The sequence below is a fragment of the Plantactinospora sp. DSM 117369 genome (assembly GCF_053764795.1).
Map to the genome: position 1 here is coordinate 5,106,983 of NZ_CM132446.1, position 21,884 is coordinate 5,128,866.

22 protein-coding genes and 2 pseudogenes are annotated in these 21,884 nt (G+C 70.6%); 7 read left to right on the top strand and 17 right to left on the bottom strand.

The genetic code is table 11. The features are described 5' to 3' along the window. Window positions 1-17: 17 nt before the first annotated feature. The 7 genes from ACSMXO_RS22230 to ACSMXO_RS22260 form a co-directional block, all read right to left on the bottom strand. Window positions 18-737, bottom strand: coding sequence for an SDR family oxidoreductase (locus ACSMXO_RS22230; protein WP_346261227.1), 720 nt, complete (start codon window positions 735-737; stop codon window positions 18-20). A gap of 11 nt (window positions 738-748) precedes the next feature. After that, complete coding sequence (locus ACSMXO_RS22235; RefSeq protein WP_455413609.1) at window positions 749-1,564, bottom strand: helix-turn-helix domain-containing protein; 816 nt, start codon at window positions 1,562-1,564, stop codon at window positions 749-751. 71 nt (window positions 1,565-1,635) lie between these two features. Beyond that, window positions 1,636-2,364, bottom strand: a complete 729-nt coding sequence (locus ACSMXO_RS22240; RefSeq protein WP_455413610.1) for an ABC transporter ATP-binding protein — start codon at window positions 2,362-2,364, stop codon at window positions 1,636-1,638. Beyond that, window positions 2,361-3,401 carry an ABC transporter ATP-binding protein gene (locus tag ACSMXO_RS22245; protein WP_455413611.1) on the bottom strand — a complete coding sequence of 347 codons (1,041 nt, stop codon included), beginning with the start codon at window positions 3,399-3,401 and terminating at the stop codon, window positions 2,361-2,363. Before ACSMXO_RS22245 ends, ACSMXO_RS22240 begins: the two co-directional genes overlap by 4 nt. Continuing rightward, window positions 3,398-4,282 carry an ABC transporter permease gene (locus tag ACSMXO_RS22250; RefSeq protein ID WP_455413612.1) on the bottom strand — a complete coding sequence of 295 codons (885 nt, stop codon included), beginning with the start codon at window positions 4,280-4,282 and terminating at the stop codon, window positions 3,398-3,400. The genes ACSMXO_RS22245 and ACSMXO_RS22250 overlap by 4 nt, the downstream gene beginning before the upstream one ends. Next, entirely contained in the window at window positions 4,275-5,303 is a 1,029-nt protein-coding gene (locus ACSMXO_RS22255) for an ABC transporter permease (RefSeq protein ID WP_455413613.1), read from the bottom strand. The genes ACSMXO_RS22250 and ACSMXO_RS22255 overlap by 8 nt, the downstream gene beginning before the upstream one ends. Next, window positions 5,273-6,871 carry an ABC transporter substrate-binding protein gene (locus tag ACSMXO_RS22260; protein WP_455413614.1) on the bottom strand — a complete coding sequence of 533 codons (1,599 nt, stop codon included), beginning with the start codon at window positions 6,869-6,871 and terminating at the stop codon, window positions 5,273-5,275. Before ACSMXO_RS22260 ends, ACSMXO_RS22255 begins: the two co-directional genes overlap by 31 nt. A gap of 513 nt (window positions 6,872-7,384) precedes the next feature. Here ACSMXO_RS22260 and ACSMXO_RS22265 point away from each other — a divergent pair. Next, window positions 7,385-7,562 (top strand): annotated as a pseudogene (locus ACSMXO_RS22265) (cyclic-phosphate processing receiver domain-containing protein); the annotation flags it as partial. A gap of 321 nt (window positions 7,563-7,883) precedes the next feature. On the opposite strand, the gene ACSMXO_RS22270 reads toward ACSMXO_RS22265, so the two are convergent. Continuing rightward, window positions 7,884-8,786, bottom strand: coding sequence for an NADP-dependent oxidoreductase (locus ACSMXO_RS22270; protein ID WP_455413615.1), 903 nt, complete (start codon window positions 8,784-8,786; stop codon window positions 7,884-7,886). Between the two features lie 106 nt (window positions 8,787-8,892). On the opposite strand from ACSMXO_RS22270, the gene ACSMXO_RS22275 reads away from it, so the two are divergent. Further along, window positions 8,893-9,291 (top strand): winged helix-turn-helix transcriptional regulator, encoded by a 399-nt coding sequence (locus ACSMXO_RS22275; RefSeq protein WP_346261219.1) that lies wholly within the window; start codon window positions 8,893-8,895, stop codon window positions 9,289-9,291. Between the two features lie 210 nt (window positions 9,292-9,501). Here ACSMXO_RS22275 and ACSMXO_RS22280 read toward each other — a convergent pair whose 3' ends face one another. From ACSMXO_RS22280 to ACSMXO_RS22290, 3 genes are all read right to left on the bottom strand, one after another. Then, a complete protein-coding gene (locus tag ACSMXO_RS22280; RefSeq protein ID WP_455413616.1) occupies window positions 9,502-9,909 on the bottom strand; it encodes a hypothetical protein in 408 nt (135 codons plus the stop codon). Between the two features lie 417 nt (window positions 9,910-10,326). Next, complete coding sequence (locus ACSMXO_RS22285) at window positions 10,327-11,319, bottom strand: MerR family transcriptional regulator (protein WP_455413617.1); 993 nt, start codon at window positions 11,317-11,319, stop codon at window positions 10,327-10,329. A gap of 204 nt (window positions 11,320-11,523) precedes the next feature. Further along, complete coding sequence (locus ACSMXO_RS22290) at window positions 11,524-12,249, bottom strand: cutinase family protein (RefSeq protein ID WP_346261216.1); 726 nt, start codon at window positions 12,247-12,249, stop codon at window positions 11,524-11,526. 1,011 nt (window positions 12,250-13,260) lie between these two features. Here ACSMXO_RS22290 and ACSMXO_RS22295 point away from each other — a divergent pair. Further along, window positions 13,261-13,431, top strand: a complete 171-nt coding sequence (locus ACSMXO_RS22295; RefSeq protein WP_455413618.1) for a hypothetical protein — start codon at window positions 13,261-13,263, stop codon at window positions 13,429-13,431. Window positions 13,432-14,046: 615 nt separating this feature from the next. Here the strand turns inward: ACSMXO_RS22295 and ACSMXO_RS22300 are convergent. Further along, entirely contained in the window at window positions 14,047-14,646 is a 600-nt protein-coding gene (locus ACSMXO_RS22300) for a TetR/AcrR family transcriptional regulator (RefSeq protein ID WP_455413619.1), read from the bottom strand. A gap of 125 nt (window positions 14,647-14,771) precedes the next feature. On the opposite strand from ACSMXO_RS22300, the gene ACSMXO_RS22305 reads away from it, so the two are divergent. After that, complete coding sequence (locus ACSMXO_RS22305; RefSeq protein ID WP_455413620.1) at window positions 14,772-15,164, top strand: ester cyclase; 393 nt, start codon at window positions 14,772-14,774, stop codon at window positions 15,162-15,164. Window positions 15,165-15,681: 517 nt separating this feature from the next. Here the strand turns inward: ACSMXO_RS22305 and ACSMXO_RS22310 are convergent. After that, window positions 15,682-15,924: pseudogene (locus ACSMXO_RS22310) on the bottom strand (histidine kinase dimerization/phosphoacceptor domain-containing protein); the annotation flags it as partial. A 197-nt stretch (window positions 15,925-16,121) separates the two neighbouring features. Between ACSMXO_RS22310 and ACSMXO_RS22315 the strand changes: the two are divergent. Both ACSMXO_RS22315 and ACSMXO_RS22320 read left to right on the top strand, forming a co-directional pair. After that, window positions 16,122-16,685, top strand: coding sequence for a superoxide dismutase (locus ACSMXO_RS22315; protein ID WP_455413621.1), 564 nt, complete (start codon window positions 16,122-16,124; stop codon window positions 16,683-16,685). Next, window positions 16,642-16,884, top strand: a complete 243-nt coding sequence (locus tag ACSMXO_RS22320; RefSeq protein WP_455413622.1) for a superoxide dismutase — start codon at window positions 16,642-16,644, stop codon at window positions 16,882-16,884. The genes ACSMXO_RS22315 and ACSMXO_RS22320 overlap by 44 nt, the downstream gene beginning before the upstream one ends. 197 nt (window positions 16,885-17,081) lie before the next feature. Here the strand turns inward: ACSMXO_RS22320 and ACSMXO_RS22325 are convergent, their stop codons facing one another. Both ACSMXO_RS22325 and ACSMXO_RS22330 read right to left on the bottom strand, forming a co-directional pair. After that, entirely contained in the window at window positions 17,082-17,450 is a 369-nt protein-coding gene (locus ACSMXO_RS22325; protein ID WP_455413623.1) for a hypothetical protein, read from the bottom strand. Between the two features lie 277 nt (window positions 17,451-17,727). Next, window positions 17,728-18,435 (bottom strand): N-acyl homoserine lactonase family protein, encoded by a 708-nt coding sequence (locus ACSMXO_RS22330; RefSeq protein WP_455413624.1) that lies wholly within the window; start codon window positions 18,433-18,435, stop codon window positions 17,728-17,730. 186 nt (window positions 18,436-18,621) lie between these two features. Here ACSMXO_RS22330 and ACSMXO_RS22335 point away from each other — a divergent pair, with 186 nt between their 5' ends. Further along, window positions 18,622-19,725, top strand: coding sequence for a cellulose binding domain-containing protein (locus tag ACSMXO_RS22335; RefSeq protein ID WP_455413625.1), 1,104 nt, complete (start codon window positions 18,622-18,624; stop codon window positions 19,723-19,725). Window positions 19,726-19,899: 174 nt separating this feature from the next. Here ACSMXO_RS22335 and ACSMXO_RS22340 read toward each other — a convergent pair whose 3' ends face one another. Both ACSMXO_RS22340 and ACSMXO_RS22345 read right to left on the bottom strand, forming a co-directional pair. Further along, on the bottom strand, window positions 19,900-20,268 hold the full coding sequence (locus ACSMXO_RS22340) for a signal peptidase I (RefSeq protein ID WP_455413626.1): 369 nt from the start codon (window positions 20,266-20,268) through the stop codon (window positions 19,900-19,902). A 95-nt stretch (window positions 20,269-20,363) separates the two neighbouring features. Then, window positions 20,364-21,818 (bottom strand): LVIVD repeat-containing protein, encoded by a 1,455-nt coding sequence (locus tag ACSMXO_RS22345; RefSeq protein ID WP_455413627.1) that lies wholly within the window; start codon window positions 21,816-21,818, stop codon window positions 20,364-20,366. Window positions 21,819-21,884: the final 66 nt, after the last annotated feature.

A 21,884-nucleotide genomic window follows, 5' to 3' on the forward strand; every position in this document is an offset into this window, starting at 1 on the left:
CCGCGCCAGAGCCGGTCTCAGACCAGCAGGCCGCCGGTCGCGCGGATGTTCTGCCCGGTGATCCACTGCGCGTCCGGTCCGGCGAGGTACGCGACGACGGCGGCGATGTCCTCCGGTTGCCCGAGCCGGCCCAGCGCGGTGAGGGTCGCGGTCCGGGTCAGCGCCTCGGCCGGGTTCGACGCCCGGAGCATGTCGGTGTCGGTGGCGCCGGGCGAGACGGTGTTGACGGTGATGCCCCGGGGGCCGAGTTCCCGGGCGGCCACCGCCGTGAACTGTTCGAGCGCCGCCTTGCTGGCGCAGTAGAGGGCGAGCCCCGGTGCCGGCAGCACGGTGTTCAGGGTGGAGATGTTGACGATCCGGCCGCCGTCCCGCAGCACCGTGGCCGCCTCGCGCATCGCCAGCAGCGGAAACTTCGCGTTGACCGCCATCACCCGGTCGAACTCCTCGGCCGTGATCCCGGCGATCGGTGTCGAAGCGACGATCGCAGCGTTGTTGACCAGGATGTCCAGGCCATCGCGGACCGGAACGAACATCGACCCGAGACTGGCCGGGTCCGCCTGGTCCGCGCGGACGGCAACCACGTCGCCGTACCGGGAGACGAGGTCGTCGGCCGCCGCCTGGTCGCTCCGGTAGGTGAAGACCACCCGGGCACCGGCCTCGGCGAGCCGTTGCACGATCGCCCGGCCGATGCCCCGGGAACCGCCGGTGACCAGTGCCGTCCTGCCGTCCAGTCTCATGGGTCGGGACGCTATCCGGAGCCAGGTGCGTGGTCTTGAAGAAATGCGCACAGCGCGGTCGGGGTGAGGCCGGAGAGCGCGCGTACCTCGCGGGTGAAGTGCGGCTGGTCGGCGTACCCGGTGACGGCCGCCGTTCCCGCCAGGTCCGCGCCCTCGACGAGGAGCCCGATCGCGTGTTGGAACCGAGCGGTCCGGGCCACGGCCGCCGGTGACAGGCCGATCTGGCGGCGGAAGCCGAGTTCGAGATAACGGCGGCTGACTCCGAGCCGGTCGGCCAGCGCGCCGATCCGGAGCCGCTCGGGGCTGTGCGAGAGCCGCCACCAGGCTGCGGTGACCAACCCGCCCGCCGGCCCGGGCGGTGCACCGGCCAGCCAGCCGGTGAGCACCTGGTCGAGGAGTGCGAACCGGCTCGGCCAGTCCGGTGCCGCGCCCAGCCGCTCGGCCAACCCGGCGGCGCGCCGGCCGACCAGCTCCGACAGCGGTACCGTGGCCTCGGCCAACTCCGGCATCGGTACGCCGAGCAGCGCCGACACCCCGGCCGGCGTCATCCCGACGCTCACTCCGTACGCCCAGTCGGTCTGCCCGGCCACCGTCGCCGTGCGGCGGGCCCCGGTGACCAGGGCGTACGGGTCCGCGAAGTCGACCAGCAGGATGGCGTAGCTCAACGGCAGCAGCCGGTGCGGGATCCGAACCCGGGCTCCGGCCCGGAATCCCGCATAGCCGAGCACATGGTGCCGCAGCCGTGGGTGCGGGAGCCGGACGATCGTCTCGCACGCCACGGCCTGTGGTTCCGCCGGTATCGAATGGATCTGCGTCAGCCGGGCCATCAGCCACCATCATGGCCGACCGGGCACACCACCTGCTGCGGGCGGGTTGATGCTGCCCGCTGCCGCCCCAGCTAGCCGGCGGACCTCCCCGCCCCGCCGGCTCCGGCCGCCGCCGTCGGAAGCTCGACGACCCGATCCGCCCAGCGGCTCATCAGCGCCGGGTCGTGCGTGACGAGCAGGACCCCGGCCCGGTGGGTCCGCTGGTAGTCGGTGATCACGGCGGCGACGTGTGCCTGGGTGGAGGCGTCCAGCATGGCGGTGGCCTCGTCGCAGAGCAGATAGTCGGGGCGGTGGGTGAGGGCGCGGGCGAGGCAGGCGCGCTGGAGCTGCCCGTCGCTGACCGCGTGCGGGCGCCGGCCGAGCAGGTCGGGGGTGAGTCCGACGAGGTCGGCGAGTTCGGCGACCCGCCGGCGGATCCCGTCCTCGGGATGCCGGGTGGCTCGGAGCGGTTCGGCGATCAGGTCGGTCAGGCTCAGCCGTGGGTCGGCGGCGGCGCGCGGACTCTGGAAGAGCACGGCGATCCGGGTACGCACGGCGACCGGCACGGCGTACCGGGTGCCGGTGACCGGGGTACCGTCGACCGTCACCCGTCCACGATCCGGCCGGTGCAGCAGGGCGAGCACCCGGACCAGGGTGGACTTGCCACCGCCGGACGGCCCGCGCAGCCCGACCGTCTCAGCTCGGTCGATCCACAGGCTGACCCGGTCGAGCACCACCTGCCGCCGGTAGCTCGCGGTGACCTCGTGCGCGGCGAGTTGCGCGGGTACGGGTGCGGGTGCGGGTACGGGTGCGGTGGTCACGACGGCGCTCCGGCGGAGAGCGGGTGGTGGCAGGCGACCGCCCCGGCGTCGTACGCCGTCAACCCGGGTTGCCGCTGGCAGGCGTCGGTGGCGTACGGGCAGCGAGCGGCGAAGGCGCAGCCGTCCGGCAGGGCGGTGAGCATCGGCGGATGTCCGGGTACGGCCCGGAAGGCGCGATCCGGCAGCGCGTCGAGCAGGGCGACACCGTACGGGTGGGCGGGTGCCGCGAAGAACCGCCCGGCCGGCAGGTGTTCGACGATCCGGCTGGCGTACATCACCGCGACGGTGTCGGCGACCCGCTCGGCGGCGGCCAGGTCGTGGGTGATCAGCACGACGGATTGTCCGCTGTCGCACCTGCGGCGCAGCAGGTCGAGGGTGTGGTCAACCAGGGGCCGGTCCAGCCCGCTGGTGGGTTCGTCGGCGATCAGCAGGGTCGGGTCCGGGACGAGGGCGAGCGCGGTAACCAGGCGTTGCGCCATGCCGCCGGAGAGTTCGTGCGGGTAGCGGTCCAGGTCGGCGATGTCGAGGCCGACCTCGGCGGCGACACGTTCGGCCGCTCCGGCGGCTTCGGCCCGACTGTGCCGGTGGGCCCGGAGCGTCTCCTCGATCAGCCGCCGGCCGGTACGCACCGGGTTGAGCGCGGTGGCTGGGCTCTGCGGCACCAGACCGGCCAGCCGGCCCCGGACCCGTCCGGCGAGTACCCGTTCGCCGCAGCCGACCAGGTCGATCGGGCCGCTCGGGTCGCCGCCGGGCTGGCGCAGCCGGGCCTGGCCGGTGACGGTGGCGTTCCGGGGCAGCAGCCCGAGCAGGGCGTGGGCGAGCACGGACTTGCCGCAGCCGGACTCGCCGACGACGGCCAGCAGCTCGCCGGGGTGGACCCGGAGGGTGAGGTCGGTGACGGCGTGCACGGTCGCGTCCCGGAGCCGGAACCGGACGGTGAGCCCCTCGACATCGAGCACCGGCCCGGCACCGGCGAAGCGTGTGGCGTCGGCGGGCGGCTTGGTCTGCGTGGCGGTGATGCTCTGATCGATCTTCACAGCTGCAACTCCGCTCGGACGCGGGGATCGAGCCGGTCCCGCCAACGAGCGGCGAGTACGGCGATGGCCAGGGTGACCACGACGATGACCGCTCCGGGGGCGAGGCTGGCCCACCAGGCGCCGGCCAGCAGCGATCCCTGGCCGTCGTTGATCATGTTGCCGAGCGAGGCGAGGTGCGGTGGCAGGCCGAGCCCGAGAAAGGAGAGCGCGGTCTCGTGCCAGACGGCGTGCGGGATCATCAGCGTGATTGCCAGGGCCAGCCGGGGCAGCACGTGCGGCAGCAGGTGTCGGGTCAGCACCCGGCCCCGGCTCGCACCCCCGGTGATCGCCGCGTCCACGAACGGCCGGGTACGGAGGCTCAGCAGTTCGGACCGGACGATCCGGGCGGTGGAGAGCCAGTGGGTGAGCCCGATCGAGGCGATCACCGCGCCGAGGCTGGGGCGGAGCATCGCGACGATGAAGATGCCCAGCAGCAGGTGTGGCAGGGCCGCGACGGTGTCCACGATCCGCATCAGTACCCGGTCGACGCGGCCGCCGACGGTGCCGGCGATCCCACCGACGATCCCGCCGATCACGGTGGCGACCAGCGCGGCGACCGCGCCGACCAGCAGCGAGACCCGCAGCCCGTAGAGAGCGCGGTGCGCGACGTCGCGGCCGAGGTCGTCGGTGCCGGCCGGATGGGTCCAGGACGGGGCCAGCCGGGTACGGTCCAGGGCGACGGCGCTCTGGTCGAGCGGCCAGAGCAGGGGTGCGAGCAGGCAGGCGGCGATCGCCAGCACGAGCACCGTGCCGGCCACGGCCGCACCGGTCTGGCCGGGACGCAGCCGTAGCCGGGACCGCCGGCCGGCGAGCCCGAAACGGGTACGGGTCAGCTCAGCCATCGAGGCGCACCCGGGGATCGGCGGCGGCGTAGCCGAGGTCGGCGGCGAGGTTCGCGGCCAGCACCACGGCGGTGGTCAGCAGGGTGATCGCGGCCAGCAGCGGGAAGTCGCTGCCCAGCGCGGCCTGCACGGTGACCGCGCCGAGTCCGGGCAGCGAGAAGACGGTCTCGACCAGTACCGCACCGCCGACGAGTTCCGGCAGGTGCGTGCCGACCAGGGTGAGGAACGGCAGCAACGCGGTCCGTAGCGCGTGCCCGAACAGCACCGTCCGGCCGGGCAGTCCCCGGGCCCGGGCGGCGAGCACATGGTCGTCGCGGAGGCTCTCGGCGACCGCGTCCCGGACGAAGAGCACGAACCACGGGAGCTGGGAGACCGCGAGGACGCCGATCGGCAGCACGAGGTGGTGGGCGACGTCGGTCCACGAGGTGCCGGTCGCGGTCACGTCGGTCAGGCCGCCGGCCGGCAACCAGCCCAGGGCGAGGGCGAAGAGGGCGATCGCGGCCAGGCCGAGCCAGAACACCGGCATCGACCCGACGGCGTACGCGGCCGCCCGCAGGCCGCGGTCGAAGAGCCCACCGCGCCGGTACGCGGCCAGCGATCCGAGCAGCAGGCTCGCCACGAGTACGACGCCGAGCGCCGCACCGACCAGCAGCAGCGTCCAGCCGGCCCGGGCCGCGATGACCGAGCCGACCGCCTCGTGCCGGCTCGTCGACCAGCCCAGGTCGCCCCGGAGCAGGTTGCCGACCCAGCGCAGGTACTGCACCGGCAGCGGGTCGTCGACGCCCCAGTTGGCCCGGAGCTGCGCCAGGTTCTCCTCGGTGGTGGTGAACGCCGCTGACCCGGCGTACTGCTTGGCGGGGTCGACCGGGGAGGCCGCGCCGAGCGCGAACATGCCGATGCTGGTGGCGACGAGCACCGGTACCGCGACCAGCAACCGGCGCCGGACCACGGCACCCGCCCCGGCAAGCCGGCGCCGGGTCGGTTGCCGGGTCACCGCCGGGTCCAGGTGTTGATGTTCCACCAGAGGCTGTTCGCCACGTCGTGCTCGTGCGGCTCCACCCGGGGCACCACGCCGTCGATCGAGTCCCGCAGCACGTAGGTGTGCTGGAGATAGCTGAGGTACACCCACGGGACGTCCGCGGCGAGCTGCTTCTGGAACGTCGAGTACGCCGCCTTGCGCTGGGCCGGGTCGGACTGGTCCCGGCCCTGCTGCAACGCCTGGTCCACCACTGTGGACTTGTAGTGTCCCGGGTTGAAGTAACCCTGCCCGGCGAACCGGGACCCGAACAGTTTGTAGGAGACGAAGTCCGGGTCGTACGGGGTGCCGTAGCCCATGATCAGAGCGTCCGAGTTGAGCCGCGGGTCGATCGCGTCCCAGGTCAGCCCCTCCGGGGTGATCTCGATGCCGACCTTCTTGGCGTCGGCGGTCACCGCCAGCGCCAGTTCCTTGCGCAGGCTGTCGCTGGCCGGGTACATCAGGGTGAACCGGGCCGGGCGGCCGTCCCTGGCCCGGATGCCGCCCGCACCGGCCCTCCAGCCGGCCGCGTCGAGCAGCGCGGTGGCGGCAACCGGATCAGCGGTCGGCTTGCCGGTGACGGCCGGTTCGGCATATTCCGACGTGGGTGGGACGGGGCCGTAGGCCGGTTCACCGGCGCCGCCGAGTACCCCGGCGACCATCGCGGCCCGGTCGACGGCGAGGTTGAGCGCCCGGCGGATCGCCGGGTCGGCGGTGACCGGGTTGCCCATCGGCAGCATCACGCCCCGGTAGTCGGCCGTCGGCACCCGCTCGACCCGGTAGCCGGCGCGGCCGTCGAACCCGGCGGCGAGCTTCGGGGCCAGCTCGGCGACGTCGAACTCGCCGGCCCGCATCCGCTGGGCCCGGATGTTGTCGTCGGCGACGAACGCCACCACCAGCCGCCGGTTCGTCGGCCGGCCGCCGAAGTACCGGTCGTTGGCGGTGAGCACCAGCCGGTCACCGGGGGTCCAGGACTCCATCTGGTACGGGCCGGTGCCGACCGGCCTGCGGTTGAACTCGGCCCTGTTGACGTCCTGCCCGCTCAGTGCCCTGGCCGGCACGATGCCGAGGGCGAGTCGTTGCAGGAACGGCGCGTACGCGTACCGGAGCCGGAACACCACCGTGCCCGGGTCCGGCGCCTCGACCGACTCCAGCATCTCCAGGTCGGACCGGAGCGTCGAGTCGACCTTCGGGTCCAGCACGGTCCGGTAGGTGAAGACCACGTCGGCGGCGGTGAGCGCCGTACCGTCGTGGAACACCACCCCGTCACGCAGCTTGGCCGTCACCGTCCGGCCGTCCGCCGAGACCGTCGGCAGTTCCGCCGCGAGGCCCGGCACCAGCCGGTTCTGCGCGTCCCGGGCGACCAGCCCGTCGAAGATCAGCGACGCCCCGTCGACACCGTAGTTGAGCACCGGGTTCAACGTGTCCGGTTCACCGGCGGTGGCGACCACGAAGGTGTCACCGGCCGCGGGCGCGCCGGGCGTCGTCGATGACGAGCAGGACGCGAGGGCGAGCAGGCCACCGGCGGCGGCCACCGCCGCCAGTCGTCGGACGGTCGGACGGATCCGGATCACGGAGGTCTCCCACGGAGGTCGGACGTGGACGCACCGGCCGACCGGCCACGGTGGTCGACACCGGCGCCGGACAGCCTGGGACCGGGCGCCGACGACCTGACAGAGCCGGCTGGCTCGGGCAGTGCCAGGTCAGCAACACCCTTGGCTGATCACGGTGGCAGAGTTGCAAAGTTTTGGCAACAACCTAGGACTGGCTTTAAGCCTGTGATCTTGTCCGCGTAACCGGCCGGCCGACTGCCGGTCCGGTTAGCCCGGCACCGGCGGGTGACCCGGACGCCTCCGGCACCATCGCCACAACGCGGCAGCAGCAAGACATCCGATGGTCCGTAGTTGTGGCGAGGCGCTGGCCTGGCGTCCGGCACGTTGAAGTAGACGAGCCGATTGGTCAGGACTCCACGTCCAGGAAGCACGAGTGCTCACCGGCTGGCGGCTACCTACCCACCAGGAGTTTGCCGGATGGCTCACTCCCAGAACTCATTAGATCCGGATGGCGGATCATGAGGGTCCCGGTGCATGATCAGCGCGGCCGCCTTCGAGAAGCGCCCCTTCGACATCGACGTCATCAATCCACTCCGCGAACCCAGGCGGCGCCGCGAAGATTGCCCAGGTCTTACGGCCGTGGGGCTACCGCGTCCACGTCACGCCGGGCTCCACGGAGGTCGGCGATCTCGACGGGCCTGCGGTGAGCTGATCGAATCGAACGCGCCGCCGGAGCGGCCATAACGCTCGGACAGCGGCAGATCCGGATGGGCTCCCCTGAGTTCGACAGCGGCCTGATCGTCGATGCCGGTCAGGGTTCAGACGCGCGGGCCGCGCAAAGGCCGCTGGCAAACGTCCACCCCGGCGACGGCTTTCATGTGCTCAGTAGAGGTGTTTCACGGTCGATCAGGTGAAGGTGCTCGCGCCACACCACGCCATACCACGCCACGCCGTGCAGCAGGCGTGGCGGGAGCGGCGTACTCACCGTGGGGCTCGTCGGTTGATCGTGACGGCACAGAGGTTTGGCTGGGGGTCATGGGACGATCACCACGCCGCCGCGGACGCCGCCTTGGGCCAGCCGGTCGTGGGCGGCTGCGGCGTCGGCGAAGGGGTACACGTCAGCGACCCGGAGCGGGATGTCGCCGCTGGTGACGAGTTTGACCAGTTCACCCAGCCGGGATCCGTCCGGTAGCACCTCCAGCGCGAAGGTCCGGATTCCCCGCACCGGCTCCGGGCGAAGCGGGGGTGACGCGGCCACGTAGCCGCCGCTGTCCCGGATGAGGTCCAGCAGCGAGGGGCCGATCACCGCCAGGTCGATGACCGCGTCGTACGTCCCCGTCGGATCGTCGGCGCGTGACAGGAACGCCGCGCCTAGCGACTCGACGAACTCGCGGTCGTCGGCCCCGGCGAGTCCCGTGGCGTGCAGACCGGTCGCCCGGGCCAGCGCCAGAACGAACCCGCCGACCTGCCCGGCGGCGCCGGTGACGAGCACGGTCGAACCCGCCGGGAGCGCTAGCAGGTCGAGGGCTTGGGCGGCGGCGAGGCCGTTGGTCGGCAGGGTCGCCGCCTCGGTAGCGGGGACGCCGGCAGGCGCGGAGGTCAGCCAGGCGGCGTCGAGGACTACGTACTCCGCGTGGGCACCGACCGTGGTTTGTAGCCACGGCGAGAAGCTGATGACCTCGTCGCCGATCGTGAACTCCTCGACCGATGGGCCGACCGCGTCGACGCTGCCGGCAACGTCCCAGCCAGGCGTGTACGGCAGACCGGTCGGTAACGGGGCCGGGAATCGGCCGGAGCGGACCATCAGATCGACCGGATGTACAACTGACGCCGCGACCCGCACCCGCACCTGCCCTTGCCCGGGCTCGGGCACCGGCACGTCGGCCACGTGCAGGACCTCCGGCCCTCCGAACTGTGCATAGCTGACTGCGCGCATCGCCGTCTCCTTCGTGAGACCTCGTGATCACCATGACCGTACGAATCACCGGCACTGTGAGAAAGTAGGTACCGTGAAGTGCCTAGGGCACCGGGCGGAGGGCAGGATGGCGACGACGACCGCGGCACAGCGCCGCGAACAGGCCAAACGGGACTACGACGCGTTCCTGGAAGGTTGCCCGACCCGTGAGCTGCTGAGCAGGCTCACCGACAAATGGGTCGCCCTGGTGATCCCAGCGCTCGCCGGCGGCCCGCAGCGGCACGGCGAGCTCGCCAACCGCATCGCCGGCGTCAGCCAGAAGATGCTCACCCAGACCCTGCGGACGCTGGAACGCGACGGCCTGGTCACCCGCACAGTCACTGCCTCGGTGCCGGTCCGTGTCGACTACGCGCTCACCCCGCTCGGCCATGAACTGTTCCCGGTCATGATCGCGATCAAGAACTGGGCGGAGACGCACATGGACCGCGTCTTCGAAGCCCGGATCCAATTCGACGCACGCCCCTAAACCTCCTCAGAGACGGCGCAACATGTCCGCCCGTCGGCATGATCGGACGCCGCGCGCCAGCCCTACGCCGCCACGCTCTGTGACCCGTGCGCAGCCGGCCGCCGCGCGTGCTCCGCGGCAAATCCGCGCACGTGATCATGCGCCGAGCCGTGCTGACCGGCGTGAGAAGAGGGAACGAGTGGCGCCGGCTTTGCAGAAGACCTGCGCTGGTCAGGGCTCGCGGACGAACGTGGCGCATTCCGGGCAGTCGTCGAGGTAGCGATGCCGGCACTCGACAGTGTGCTGGAGAAACACGATGGCCTGCTGTGTACGGCCGACCTCGCTCTCGAGCGCGGCGATCTTCGCCCGGACGACCGCCTGCGCCGCCGTCTTCGTTAGCGCCATGGCCGCTACGACTTCCGGTAGGGAAAGCCCCACAACGCCCGGGGCTGGGCCGCGCAGCTGCGGGCAGGCGACGTTGTCGCAGGCCCCGACTTTCCGCGCACGGCTGTCGTCGACGAGCGGGACGTCGCGGCCGCGGCCGCCGCCGTCCTTCTCGCGCCCCAGACGCAACTGGATCACGGCCCGCACCTGCTGACCGGACCAGAACTCCTCAACCGCGCCGACCAGGTCGCTCAACTCGGGTCCGCGCTCGGACGCCGCCTACGCTTCGACGCGGTTCCCACCGAGCTCGCGCAAGCACACATGCTCGCGGACGGCCGCCCCACGGCACTCGTGGAAGCGTTGATCTCCGCTTCGCTGCACCGACCCGAGTCGAACCTCATCACCGATCACGTCGAACGCCTCACCGGGCGACCAGCCGGCACCTTCGCACGATGGGCCGCCGATCACGCAGCCGAGTTCCACTGACCGACATCCTGTCTCGCATTCACAATCGCCGCCCGGCCTGTCGTTCAAGTCAAGCCCTGTATCGGATTCAGCAGGGATGGATCCGAAGCGACCTCATGCTCGCCGGTCACTTCTGCGATGCGCAGAAGTCCGCCCGATGCGCCACGTTGACTAGGTAGGCCAACCGGCCGAGCCGCGTATCGCTAATCAGGGAGCCGGTACGGCGGACGCGCGCAGTGCCGCGGCCAGCCACTCGAACGGGAACCGCTCCGGCGGCAGGTTGCTCACGGCGGTGACCAGCGCCATGTACCGGTCGAACGGTCCCTCCGGCTCCGGCGGCGTGCGATCCCACTCCGCGCCCGCCAGCATGTGGTCGGCCGCCTGGATCCGGAACTCGGGCGTGTCCGGAATCCCGGGGCTGTCCGGTGTCGCGAAGATGCCGGTCAGCCACCCGATCCACCGGTCGGCGATCTCCCGCCCCCGCAGCGAGTCCGGCGGCACCCGCTCCCGCGCCGCGTCCATCACCGCCTGGCCGATCGGCGTGGCCGCCTCCAGGGCGTCCAGCATCGGCGACGAGGTCATCAGCGGCCCGGCCCCGGTGGTGCACACCTCGTACAGCTCACGGCGCAGGGCCTGCCGGACCTCGCTGTCCCGGACCAGCTCGGCCAGCTCGATCCACGCCTCCAGCTGCGCCGCGGTGGGATGCTCGGGCAGCGCCGGCCGGGCCGCCCGCCACCACTCGACCATCCGCTCCGGCGGCTCCCAGCCGGTGGAGACCTCGGTCCAGAACTCGTCGATCAGCCGGTCGCGCTCCTCGTCCGGCATGCCGGCCAGCTTGTGCATCAGCGTGACCTGCTCGGCCGTGGAGTCCTGCCGCAGGATGGCCGACAGCACCGCGCGACGGCTGCGCAGCCGTGCCTCCTGCCGGTCCAGCAGGGCCAGGTGGGTGGTGGCCAACTCGCGCAGCGTCGCCTCGCCGGCCAGCATCCGCCTGATCTCGTCCAGGCTGGCGTCGAGTTCCCGTAGCGTCCTGACCAGTTCCAGCCGGGCGATGGCCGACACGTCGTACCGGCGGTGGCCGGCCGGGGTGCTGGCGGCCGGCGTGACGACACCGGCGTCCGCGTAGTACCGGACGGCGCTGACGCTCAGGCCGGTCCGCCGGGCGACATCCCCGATGGCGTACAGCTCGTTCATGTCCACGACGCCCACTATGCGATCTCAAGCGGCTTGAGATACAAGCCCCTAATCAGGTCGCCTGGCAATCTCGGGTCACGGCCCAGGCTAGGTCGCCCGGCCATTCCAAGATCACGTACCCGCTCTTCGGCACGTGACGAGGGGTTCACCGTGGTGGGGCCACCTCGACGTACCGCCGGTGGATCATCCGGGCCGCGACCACCAGCAGGGTCAACCGCCGAAGTCGGCGCCCGCCTGGTCTGCGACGAACTCGGTGGCCTGGCCCAGGAAGCTCCGATAGTCCAGGTGCGCGGCGAGGCTGGTCCCGTTCTGGCAGAACCGGTCGTTGGCGTTGCAGTAGGACTGGATCCGGTCGGCGAACGCGTTCAGCTGGCCTGCTCTGCGGGGGAAGATGCCGGAGGCCTGGCCATCGGTGACGTTGAACGACTCGCCAGCGGTGAACGTCGGGTCGCCGAAGAGCAGCACGGAGGAGATCCGGGAGGCGAGGTCGGCGGTGAGTGCCGAGCTGCCACCGAAACCGCCGCCGACCAGCGCATCGCCCATCACGTTGGCGCCCTGCGAGTAGCCCATCAGGACGAAGCGGGTGTCGGCGCACTGCGCGGCGGTGGCCGCCATGACCCGCTGGATCTCGGCGACGCCCTGCCGGACGCTGGCGGCGTAGTTGAACAATGTTGCCGGGTAGTTCAGTGCGGTGGCACGGACGGTTTGCGGCAACTGCTGCGTGATCTGCTGGGCCAGCGGCGTGAGGATGATGCCGAGGCCGGGAGGTTGGAGGCTGCCCCGGGCGCCGATGATCTCCACTTGCGGGCAGGTGTTGTCGGGCGCCTCGGCGGCGTAGGTCGGCGACGCGACCGCCAGCCCGGCTACCGTGGCCGCGCCGGCGACCACGAACGCCAGCAGCCGCCGCCGGCGTGTTCGGGTTCTGCTTCCGTTCATGCTCTCTCAGCTCCTTCTCCCAGGTCAATGAGGGTAAGGGCCCGGGAGCAGGAAGGATAGAGGCCCGGGTAGAGGGTGGACGCTTTCGATGGTCCTTTTCACAATCCGCGCTGGTCGTGTGCCATCCGGCGGGCGTTTTGTGTGCCTTGCGGCTGGCCGGAGTCGCACCGGACGGTCGGCCTCGACCACCGGCAACTCCCGGATCGGGGGTCACCGCAACTCCGCCCTGGTCGGATCGCGCGACCGTGGTCGCCAGCCGCCGTCCCAGCAGGATCGTCGCGGCGGCGACACGCTCTGTCACCGACATCGGACTGATCGGCGGGACAACCAGGAGTGCGGTCGTCCACCGCCTGGACCAGCCCGCCTCCAACAGCAGTTGGCTCTGCACATCGTCGAGATTCGGACCATTCATACACAAACGAGAGACGCCGCACGACGACGACACCACCCTCGCTGCCGGCATAGCCGCACCGGAGATCCGTGCCGGTCTATCAGACATGGCAGGCCCACCGCGCGATCGTGAGCGTCACACATCCAGGCCACCCGCCCAGACGCGTACGACCAACAACCCTCGCGCCGATGGCCAACGAACCTTCGCAGATCAGGACGCTGCTGTCGCTCAAGAGCGCGGGGCCGGCCAATCAACGATCGCTGTCACAACCAGCGTTGCGGGAGGCGCCGTACCTCGCTGGCCTCAGCGTTCGAACGTGAGTGCGAATCGATTTCCCCTGTTCGCTCACGACGCGGAGTGGGCCGTGGAGGAAGTCGTGGGGGAGGCGGCGCGAACAGGACGATGGCTCAGCGGGTCACCGGACCGGGATGAGGTCGCGCGGGTACTCACGGAGGTGTCGGCCGGCCGAGGGCGACGTGCCGCAGCCGCCGCGCCGGTACGGCGCGCGGGGGACGCGGACGCGGGAGATCGGTCCGCGGCTGGTGCGTTGGCGGTGCCGGAGAAACCGGCCGATCTGCTGCCGTCAGGGCTGCGCCGGGGCCCACGGTGCAACCTCGCTGTTGCTGCTGTTGCTGGCGGGTGCCATGGCGGATACGGACCTGTGGAGCGCGGTGGTGGGCGCACCGAACCTCGCCGGCTGGCCGATCCGAGACCTGCTCGACATGCTGTCCGATATGAAGGACTCGCCGGCACTCTCCCAGGCGCTTCGCCACCGAGCGCTTCGTCTATAGCGCGCCGCGGCACCTGCCTGACGGCCCGACAAGCCCGGATCTCGGTGGGACAGCGCGGATCGCGGCCATGAGCGTGCGTTAGCGCCGCGACGGTCCAGGCACATGATCGGATCGGTCCGCAGCGGTCGGGCGCGGCCGGAGTGCCTTCGGCCAGGCTTGACATCGAAAGGAGATCTCGTGATCTCGGCACTTTCCGCGGTGATACAGCGGACGCGTTGGCAACTGGCAGCCGCAGGACGCCCGTCCGACTGGTGGGATCGCGTATTCAACTGTCGTCTATTCGGGCGGATGGTTGCGGCGGTCGTCACTGATCGTGTGCTGTTCGACGTCGCTGGTTAGGCGACATCTGTCGTACCGGTTTCGGGGAACGTGTCGTGGGCCTGTGACCGGTGGATACGGGCGTGGCTGGGTTCCCCGCCTCGGTCAGGGCCAAGCCGAGGTTGTCCAACGCCGTGCCTTCGCGCCACCTACCCGGAAATTCGTGACGCAACGCCGGACGCCTACCCGGCCAGCGGAAATGCGGCCGGTTTCCAGGCTTTCGCAGAACTCTCTCAACTGAACATTTATGCGAGAGCCGGGCCGCGCGGGCAGGACTCATTTCAAGGGCCTGCATCGTCAGGCCGGTGGCCAGTTCTGCAAAGCTGCGTCGGCCACCTGTTGCAGGTCCTCGCATGTCGCGCCGCCTGCTGCCTGTACGGCCACGCCGTTCGCGATCGTCATGACGTAGCGGGCGATCTTTTCCGGGTCAGCGCTGGCGGGCAGGTCGCCCACCTGGACGGCCTGCCGGAACCGGTCGCGGAGCAGCGCCTGGCCGTGGGCACGCCACTCGGCCAGGGTGTCGCGGGCGACTCGTCCGGTCTCGCCGGCGGCCAGTGCGCCCTGGACCCCGAGGCAGCCGGCGGGGAGTCCGGGCAGTGTGTTGGCGCGGGCCGAACCAGCGAGGAAGGCCATGGCGACCTCGCGGGCGGTGGGTGCCTGCAGCGCCTCGGCGACGTAGGCACCCGGCCCTTCCGCGTAGCGCTGCAATGCCTTGCGGAACAGGTCCTCCTTGTTGCCGTAGGCCGCGTACAGGCTCTTGCGGGAGATACCCATGGCCTGGGTCAGGTCGGTGAGGCTGGCACCTTCGTAACCCTGCGCCCAGAAGACCATCATCGCCTTCTCGAGCGCCGCCTCGGCGTCGAACGCCCGTGGACGGCCGATCTGTGACGTGCGCATCGCCACATCCTACCGCTTCTACACCGATCGGTGCCGAACTGATACTGTCGCATTCTGCACCGATCGGTGTAGAAGTTTGAACAGTTCAGAGCCGCCCTTACGACACAGGAGAAAAGAGGAGCACCATGATCGGGAGTGATCTGCGTGACTGGTACATGCGGTACGCCGAGGCGCTCAACGCCCACGAGTTCGACCGCATGGACGAGTTCATCAACGACCAGGTGCTGCTCGACGGCCAGCCCGGCACCCGCGACGACGTCGTCACGGCCCTGAAGGGGATCGTCGACGCCGTTCCGGACATTCACTGGGAGGTCGACGAACTGCTGTTCGACCGGGACGGCATCGCCGTCCGCGCCATCAACACCGGCACCCCGGTGAAGGAGTGGCTCGGTGTCCCAGCCTCCGGCGCCTCGTTCAAGATCGTCGAGTACGCCATCTACAAGGTCCGTGACGGCCGATTCGTCCAGATGACGAACCTGCACGATTCGGCCGAGATGCTCCGGCAGCTGACCGCCTGACCGCCGAGAGGCTCTGGGCTGATCCGCCGACCAGCCAGAGCCTCTCCGGGCGGTCAGTAGTCGTCGTAGGCCGTCCTGGCCGGTCAGCTGTTCATCGGTTCCCGCAGCGGCCGGTAACCGTCCGCGTCGAGCTGGGCGAGTTCACCGTCGATGTCGACGGAGTGGGTGCCGTAGAAGTGCACGTTCTCGTGGTGGGTCGGCCAGATGTGCGCCAGGACCTCATCGTCGACCTCACGTCCGGCGCCGGGGAGACCGGCGACGTTCCGGGCGCGCCGCTGTCGGGTACCCGTAGGGCGATCGTTCCCTCGGTTTCGCACAGCTCGACCGTGCAGCGCGCCTGCGGAGCGTGCCGTACGACATTGTTCAGCGCCTCCTGCGCGATCCGCACCATCGCCGCGCCGACCTCGGCGTCGACCGGGCCGTGCGGTCCAAGCCGGGCGTGCACGGCGACTCCGGCGGCACGGGTGGTCGCGATGATCGCGGGCAGCTCGCTTAGCCCGGGCCCGGAGTCTCGCAGGGTACGCACGAGCCCCTGCATCTCCTTGAGGGCGTCTCGGGCGTGCGTCTCGATGTCGGCGAGGGTTTCGCGTAGCTCGGCCTCGGGAGTATCCGGCAGTGCCCGGGTCACGCTGGCCTCGGCGGCGATCCCCCCGAGCGTGTGTCCCACGACGTCGTGCATCTCACGGGCCACGTTCAGCTGCACCCGCATCCGGCCAGCGCACCGTCCCGCCCGAATTGCCAAGATCGGATGCACTGACATCGACAGATCCGGAAGCCGAGCGGTGCGCCGTACTCGGAGCCTCCGTTACGCAGTGTTACCGATTACGGCCGCCGTCGAATTCAGTGCGACGAAGGTGTCGGCCGCCTATGACCAGCTGAACGGGCTGTTCAGCGAGGCCGCCGAGGAGTATGGCGGGCGGGTTAGTCCGTGGACGGCGGGAAGGCGCGGTTCTCGTCGTGGGGCGTCCGGTTGGTGAGGCAGTGGTGCAGGAGGCCGACGAGTCGGTTGAACAGGTTGCGTTGGGCGGAGGCGCGCTCGAACCCGCCATGTCCGGCGAGATCCTGGAGCTGCACCACAGCAAGCACCACGCCGCGTACGGCAAGGGCAGCAACGACGCCCTCGACCGACTCGCCGAGGCGCGGGAGAAGGGCGACTACGAGACCCTTGTCTGGCTGGAGAAGACCTTCGTGTTCAACCTCTCCGGCCACGTACTCCGCTCGATCTTCTGGAACAACCTCTCCCCCGACGGCGGCGACCGCCCCGACGGCGACCTCGCCGCCGCCATCGACGAACACTTCGGATCGTTCGACGCCTTCGGCAAGCAACTCTCCGCCGCCACCAAGAGCGTGCAGGGGGCGAGGCGGATGACCTGCCAGGAGCGCGGGCCACGTTCCTGGTGCACCACCGGCTCGAGCCAGCCGACCCAAGATCTGATCCCGGTGGACCCCACCCCGGTCCCGACCGCCGCCGAAAGCCGTGCAACGGGCCGCCGGTGTCGTCGCCACCCGACACCGCGGTGACCTCGACGGCGCCGAGGCCCTGCTGGCGGCCTTCCCTACCGCACAGGCCAGAACTCTCGGCTTCTATCTCCTGGCCGACCTCGCCCTCGGGCTGCTGCGTTCCCAGAGTGGACAGTCGATGGACGAGCTGATCCGGGAACGCTCCCTGCACCTGGCCACCGCCGCCGGCCGACCACCCGGCGGTGGCGAGCGACGGTAGCGCCGGCACACCTTCCCCGCCCGGCGGGACGGACCGCCGCCCGTCCCGCCCGGCGGGTCCCGGCACGCGTACGGCATCCGGCGTCGGTGATCCGGGCAGCGTTCGAGGAGCGCTTCCTCGACTCGCTCAACGGTCGCCGCTGACCCGGTTCCGGCGCTGGAAACGGCGGCCGGGAGGCAATGACCCTGACGTCTCCGTCACCCTCCGCAGAACGACTCGACCACTTCGATCTCCCCGGGGTAGACGTCGGTGTCGGTCGCCACCGCCCGCCAGTAGACCTGGCGCTCAAGCAGCTGGGTGCTGACCCGGTGGATCCAGGGATGCTGACTCGGAGGCGTGGCCCGGTGGATGGTGGGCTCGGCGTTTACCACCCGGTACTCGAAATGGATCACCCCGTAGCCTTCGGCGGCGAGAAAGATCCCCCTGGGGCCGGTGCACACTGGCGAGTACCGCCAGAGACTCGCGTCGTTCGCATGCGCCGGCGTGGCCAGGAAGGTAGTCCCTAGTGCAACGAACGCGAGCGCGAGGCCCGCCACTCGTCGGGCTTGTGCGGCAACACGCATCATGCTCACTCCTCTCCAGGCAGGGGTACGGCCCCCCACGTTGATCGTGATGAGCGGTGAGTCTGCCAGCACGCTCCTTCACATCGACTTCACGCCGAACACGTGCGCAACGCCGCAGGCCCTGGGTACTCATCGGGAGGTCGGCGGGGTCAGACGGAGCTGACGTGTGCCGCCAGCAGCCGCCATCCGGGGCCGTCGGTGTGGATCCAGGTCCGGGTGTACCGGACCCGGGCGGTGAACGGCGGCGCCGGGAGTGCGGGATCAGCCGGTATCGGGCGCCTCAGCGGGACGAGGGCTCCCAGACCGCGCCATCGTGCGCGAAGAGCACCCGGGCCGGGTCGAGCCGCATCAGCCGGGGCAGCCACTCCGGCACCGGCGGCAGCGGTTCCGCCACCCCGTCCCGGGCCGCCCGCAGGGCGAGCTGGGCCGCACCGAACTGGAAGGCGAAGTCGTGGGCCTGCCCGGCCAGGATCACCGTGCCGTCCGGTTGGCGTACCACCAGCGACTGGTGCCCGACGGTGTGCCCGGGGGTGGGCACCACCCACACTCCCGGCCAGATCTCGGCCTCGCCGTCCAACTCCTCGTAGCGGGCGGCCGGGAAGTCGACAAGTTCGGGGATGGTGTGACCGGGCTGGCGGGCCACGGCCAGTTCGGCCCGCTGCACCACGACCGGCCGGCCGGCCAGCGCCGGGTTGCCACCACAGTGGTCGAAGTGCAGGTGGCAGTTGACCACCAGCAAGATCTCGCCGGGCCCGACCCCGGCGGCGGCCAGCGCGTCGAGCACCGGCCGGCGGACCGGGCGGTAGTGCGCCTCGGTCTCCGGATCGACCTCGCCGATCCCGGTGTCGAACAGCAGCAGCCCCTCCGCCCGCCGGACCAGGTAGCCGTACGCCGGCTCGACCCGGGGATGCGGCTCGCCCGCCTCCGCCGCCGGCCGGACGAAGTAGCCGAGGTCGAGTCGGCGTACCGCGGTGTCGGGCTGGTTCACCGGTCCATCGTCGCGGCCGGCGGCAGCCCGGCAAAGACCGGTTCACCATTGGCGTAACGGTGCCACGGCGACGGCCAGCCATACGCCCACTTGACCGGTTGAGTTCCGATCCAGTTACCTGCTTGAATGTCTCGGGAGCACCGGGCCGGGCACGTCTCACCTCTCGCACCGTGACAGGAGACAACCATGCTCCGCAGGCCCCTGCTCAGCACCGTACTGGCCGCGCTCGTCGTCGCGCTCGGCACGGTCGTCATCGCCAGACCCGCGCTACCGGCGGAGGCGCCGGCACCCGTGCGCATCATGCCGCTCGGTGACTCGATCACCGGCTCCCCGGGCTGCTGGCGCGCCATCCTCTGGAACCGCTTGCAGAACACCGGCTACACCAATATCGACTTCGTCGGCACGCTCGGCCCGCAGGGCTGCGGACAGCCGTACGACGGGGAGAACGAGGGGCACGGCGGCGCCCTGGTGACCACCGTGGCCGACCAGAACCAGTTGCCGCCCTGGCTCGCCGCCACCCGCCCGGACGTCGTACTGATGCACTTCGGCACCAACGACGTCTGGAGCAACCGGGCCACCTCGACCATTCTCGCCGCGTACGGGAAGCTGGTGGACCAGATGCGGGCCAGCAACCCGGGCATGAAGATCCTGGTCGCGAAGATCATCCCGATGGCGCCGAGCAGCTGCACCGAGTGTGGCCAGCGAGTGGTGGCGCTCAACGACGCCATTCCGGGCTGGGCGGCGTCGAAGACCACCACCGGATCGCCGATCGTGGTGGTCGACCAGTGGACCGGCTTCAGCACGGGCGCCGACACCTACGACGGCGTGCACCCCAACGCCGCAGGTGACCAGAAGATGTCCGACCGGTGGTACCCGGCACTGACGGCCGCACTGGACGGCGTCACCCCCACGCCGCCGCCGACCCGGACGCCGACCCCGCCGCCGAGCACCACCGCGCCGCCGCCCACCAGCACTCCCCCGCCGGTCGGCGGCTGCGCGGCGTCCTACCGGAGCATCGGGCAGTGGCAGGGCGGCTTCCAGGGCGAGGTGACGGTACGCAACGACGGCACCGCACCGAGCCGGTCCTGGACGGTCGAGCTGGCGTTCGGTTCCGGCCAGCAGGTCAGCCAGGCCTGGAACGCCACCGTTTCGCAGAGCGGCAACACCGTGACCGCCCGGAACGTTGGCTGGAACGGCTCGCTCGCCCCCGCCGGTACCGCCACGTTCGGCTTCATAGCCAGTTGGACCGGCAGCAATCCGGCCCCGGCGGTGAGCTGCACCTTCGGCTGACCGACCGGCCGGTGCCGCCCTGGCAGAAGCCCCGTGCCGAGGACGTCTCCGTACCCAGGAACCGGCCCTGCGTGCTCCCGTCGTGGCGGTCGGTCCCCTGGGCACGGGGAGCGGGGTACCCGGCCGCGCCGGGGCGCCTCCCCGGCCAGGTGCACGGCCGGCGCGCGGTGCGGCTCAGCCTGCGGCGACCTTGTAGCCGGCGACCGACGGCCAGCGGACGGTGAGCACCACCGCCGGTTCCGGGGCCAGCCAGGAATGGTCGACGCCCGGTCCCCAGACCACGTAGTCGCCCGGCCTGGTCAGCACGACGGTGCGGTCCCGCAACTCGACGTGGAACCGGCCGGAGACCAGCACCAGCAGGGCGGTACGTTTCTCCCCGGTCACCCACTCGGCCCGGGTGTCACCGGCCGGGTGAACGCCCCACTTGACCTCCACGTCGGCGCTGTGCCGTACGTCCACACCGGGCATGAAGTGGCCGAGCAGCCAGCCCCCGTTGTCCGCGCCGTCGACGCCCGCCTGGCCCACGTAGATGCCGTCCCGCACCCGGCCCTCCCCTCCACAGGTCGGGCAAGTTATCACGGGGACGGCCCGGTCCCCACCGCCGGGGACCGGGCCGTCCGTGCCGGGTACGGCTGTGGTTACCAGTTGCTGCCCAGGAAGCTGGGCTGGCTCTGCACGTTCAGCTCCTTGAACCTGGTCAGGTGCGCCGTCCAGATCCGCCAGTCCCGCAGCTCCAGTACGTCCAGACCCTTCTGGATGTCGTTGGAGTAGATGTGGCCGTTGTACCAGTACGCCGACCACGAGCCACCGATGAGCCGGCGGTCCGTCGTGAGCGGGCCCCGCTCCCAGTAGGCGATCTCGACCGGGCGGGCCGAGTCGGTGAAGTCGAACACCGAGACACCGCCCTGGTACCACGCCTGGACCATGATGTCCCGACCCAGCACCGGAATCAGCGAACCGTTGTGCGCGACGCAGTTCTCCAGCGTGGTGTTCAGCCGCGGGATCTTGTAGTAGCTCTTGAAGACCAGGCTGCGGCCGTCGCCCCGACCGGCGATGTCGTAGATGGCGTTGGCGCCCCGGGTCGGCGCGACGGTCTCGATACAGGTCGCCCCGGAGCCGCCACCGAGTTCGTCGGTGAAGACCACCTTGGTGCCGGAGTTGTTGAAGGTCGCCGAGTGCCAGAACGAGAAGTTCACGGTGTCCCGTACCCGGTTGATCACCCGAGGTGCCTCCCGGTTGGCGATGTTCAGCAGGATGCCGTCACCCATGCAGGCCCCGGCGGCCAGGTCCTTGCTCGGGTAGACGGTGATGTCGTGGCAGCCGCTCGTGGTCGAGCTGCCGTTGCCACCCGGGTTGCCGCCGTCCGGGAACAGGTTCGGCACCGCCACCACGGCGGCCTGGGTCGGCTTCTTCACCGGCACCTTGACGATCGAGATCGAGTCGTGCGGCGTCGCACAGCCGGCGTAGGTGTCCGACGGTCCGTACGAGGACACGTAGAGGTAGACCGACTTCTTGTCCTTGCTCGGCACCAGGGTGTGGGTGTGCGAGCCGCAGGCGGTCTTCACCGCCTTGATGTAGCGCGGGTTGCGCTTGTCCTTGATGTCGAAGATCTTGATGCCCTCCCAGACCGTCTCGCTGCGCGGCACGCTCGTGCTGGCGCACGAGTCGTCGCTGCGCGGGTCGTCGGTGGAAAGGAACAGCAGGTCACCGTAGACGGAGATGTCGTTCTGGGAACCCGAGCACTGGACCTGCGAGACGATGGACGGCCGGGCCGGGTTCTTGACGTCGTAGATGACGAAGCCCTCGTAGTTGCCGGCGAAGACGTACCGGCCCTGGAAGGCGAGGTCCGAGTCGAGGGCGCCCTCGGTGGCGAAGGTGCCCTGCTTCGGGACGTTGGCAATCTGGCGGAGGTTCGGGCTGCTGGAGATCTCGTCCACGCCCGGGATGGCAACGTCCGTTGTGGTCTGGTCCGTTGCGGCCACTGGTTGGGCGTTGCTTGCCGGAGCAACGGCAACGGTCACCACCAGGATGGAGATTGCGGCGAGCCCGACGATCCGTAGTCGCCGCGGCCCTTGTGGGGAGAGTTTGAACATCTGGCGGCACCCTTCGAAAGGGGTTGACGATTGTGCAGACCTTACCTGGAGTCGGAGTACGTCGAT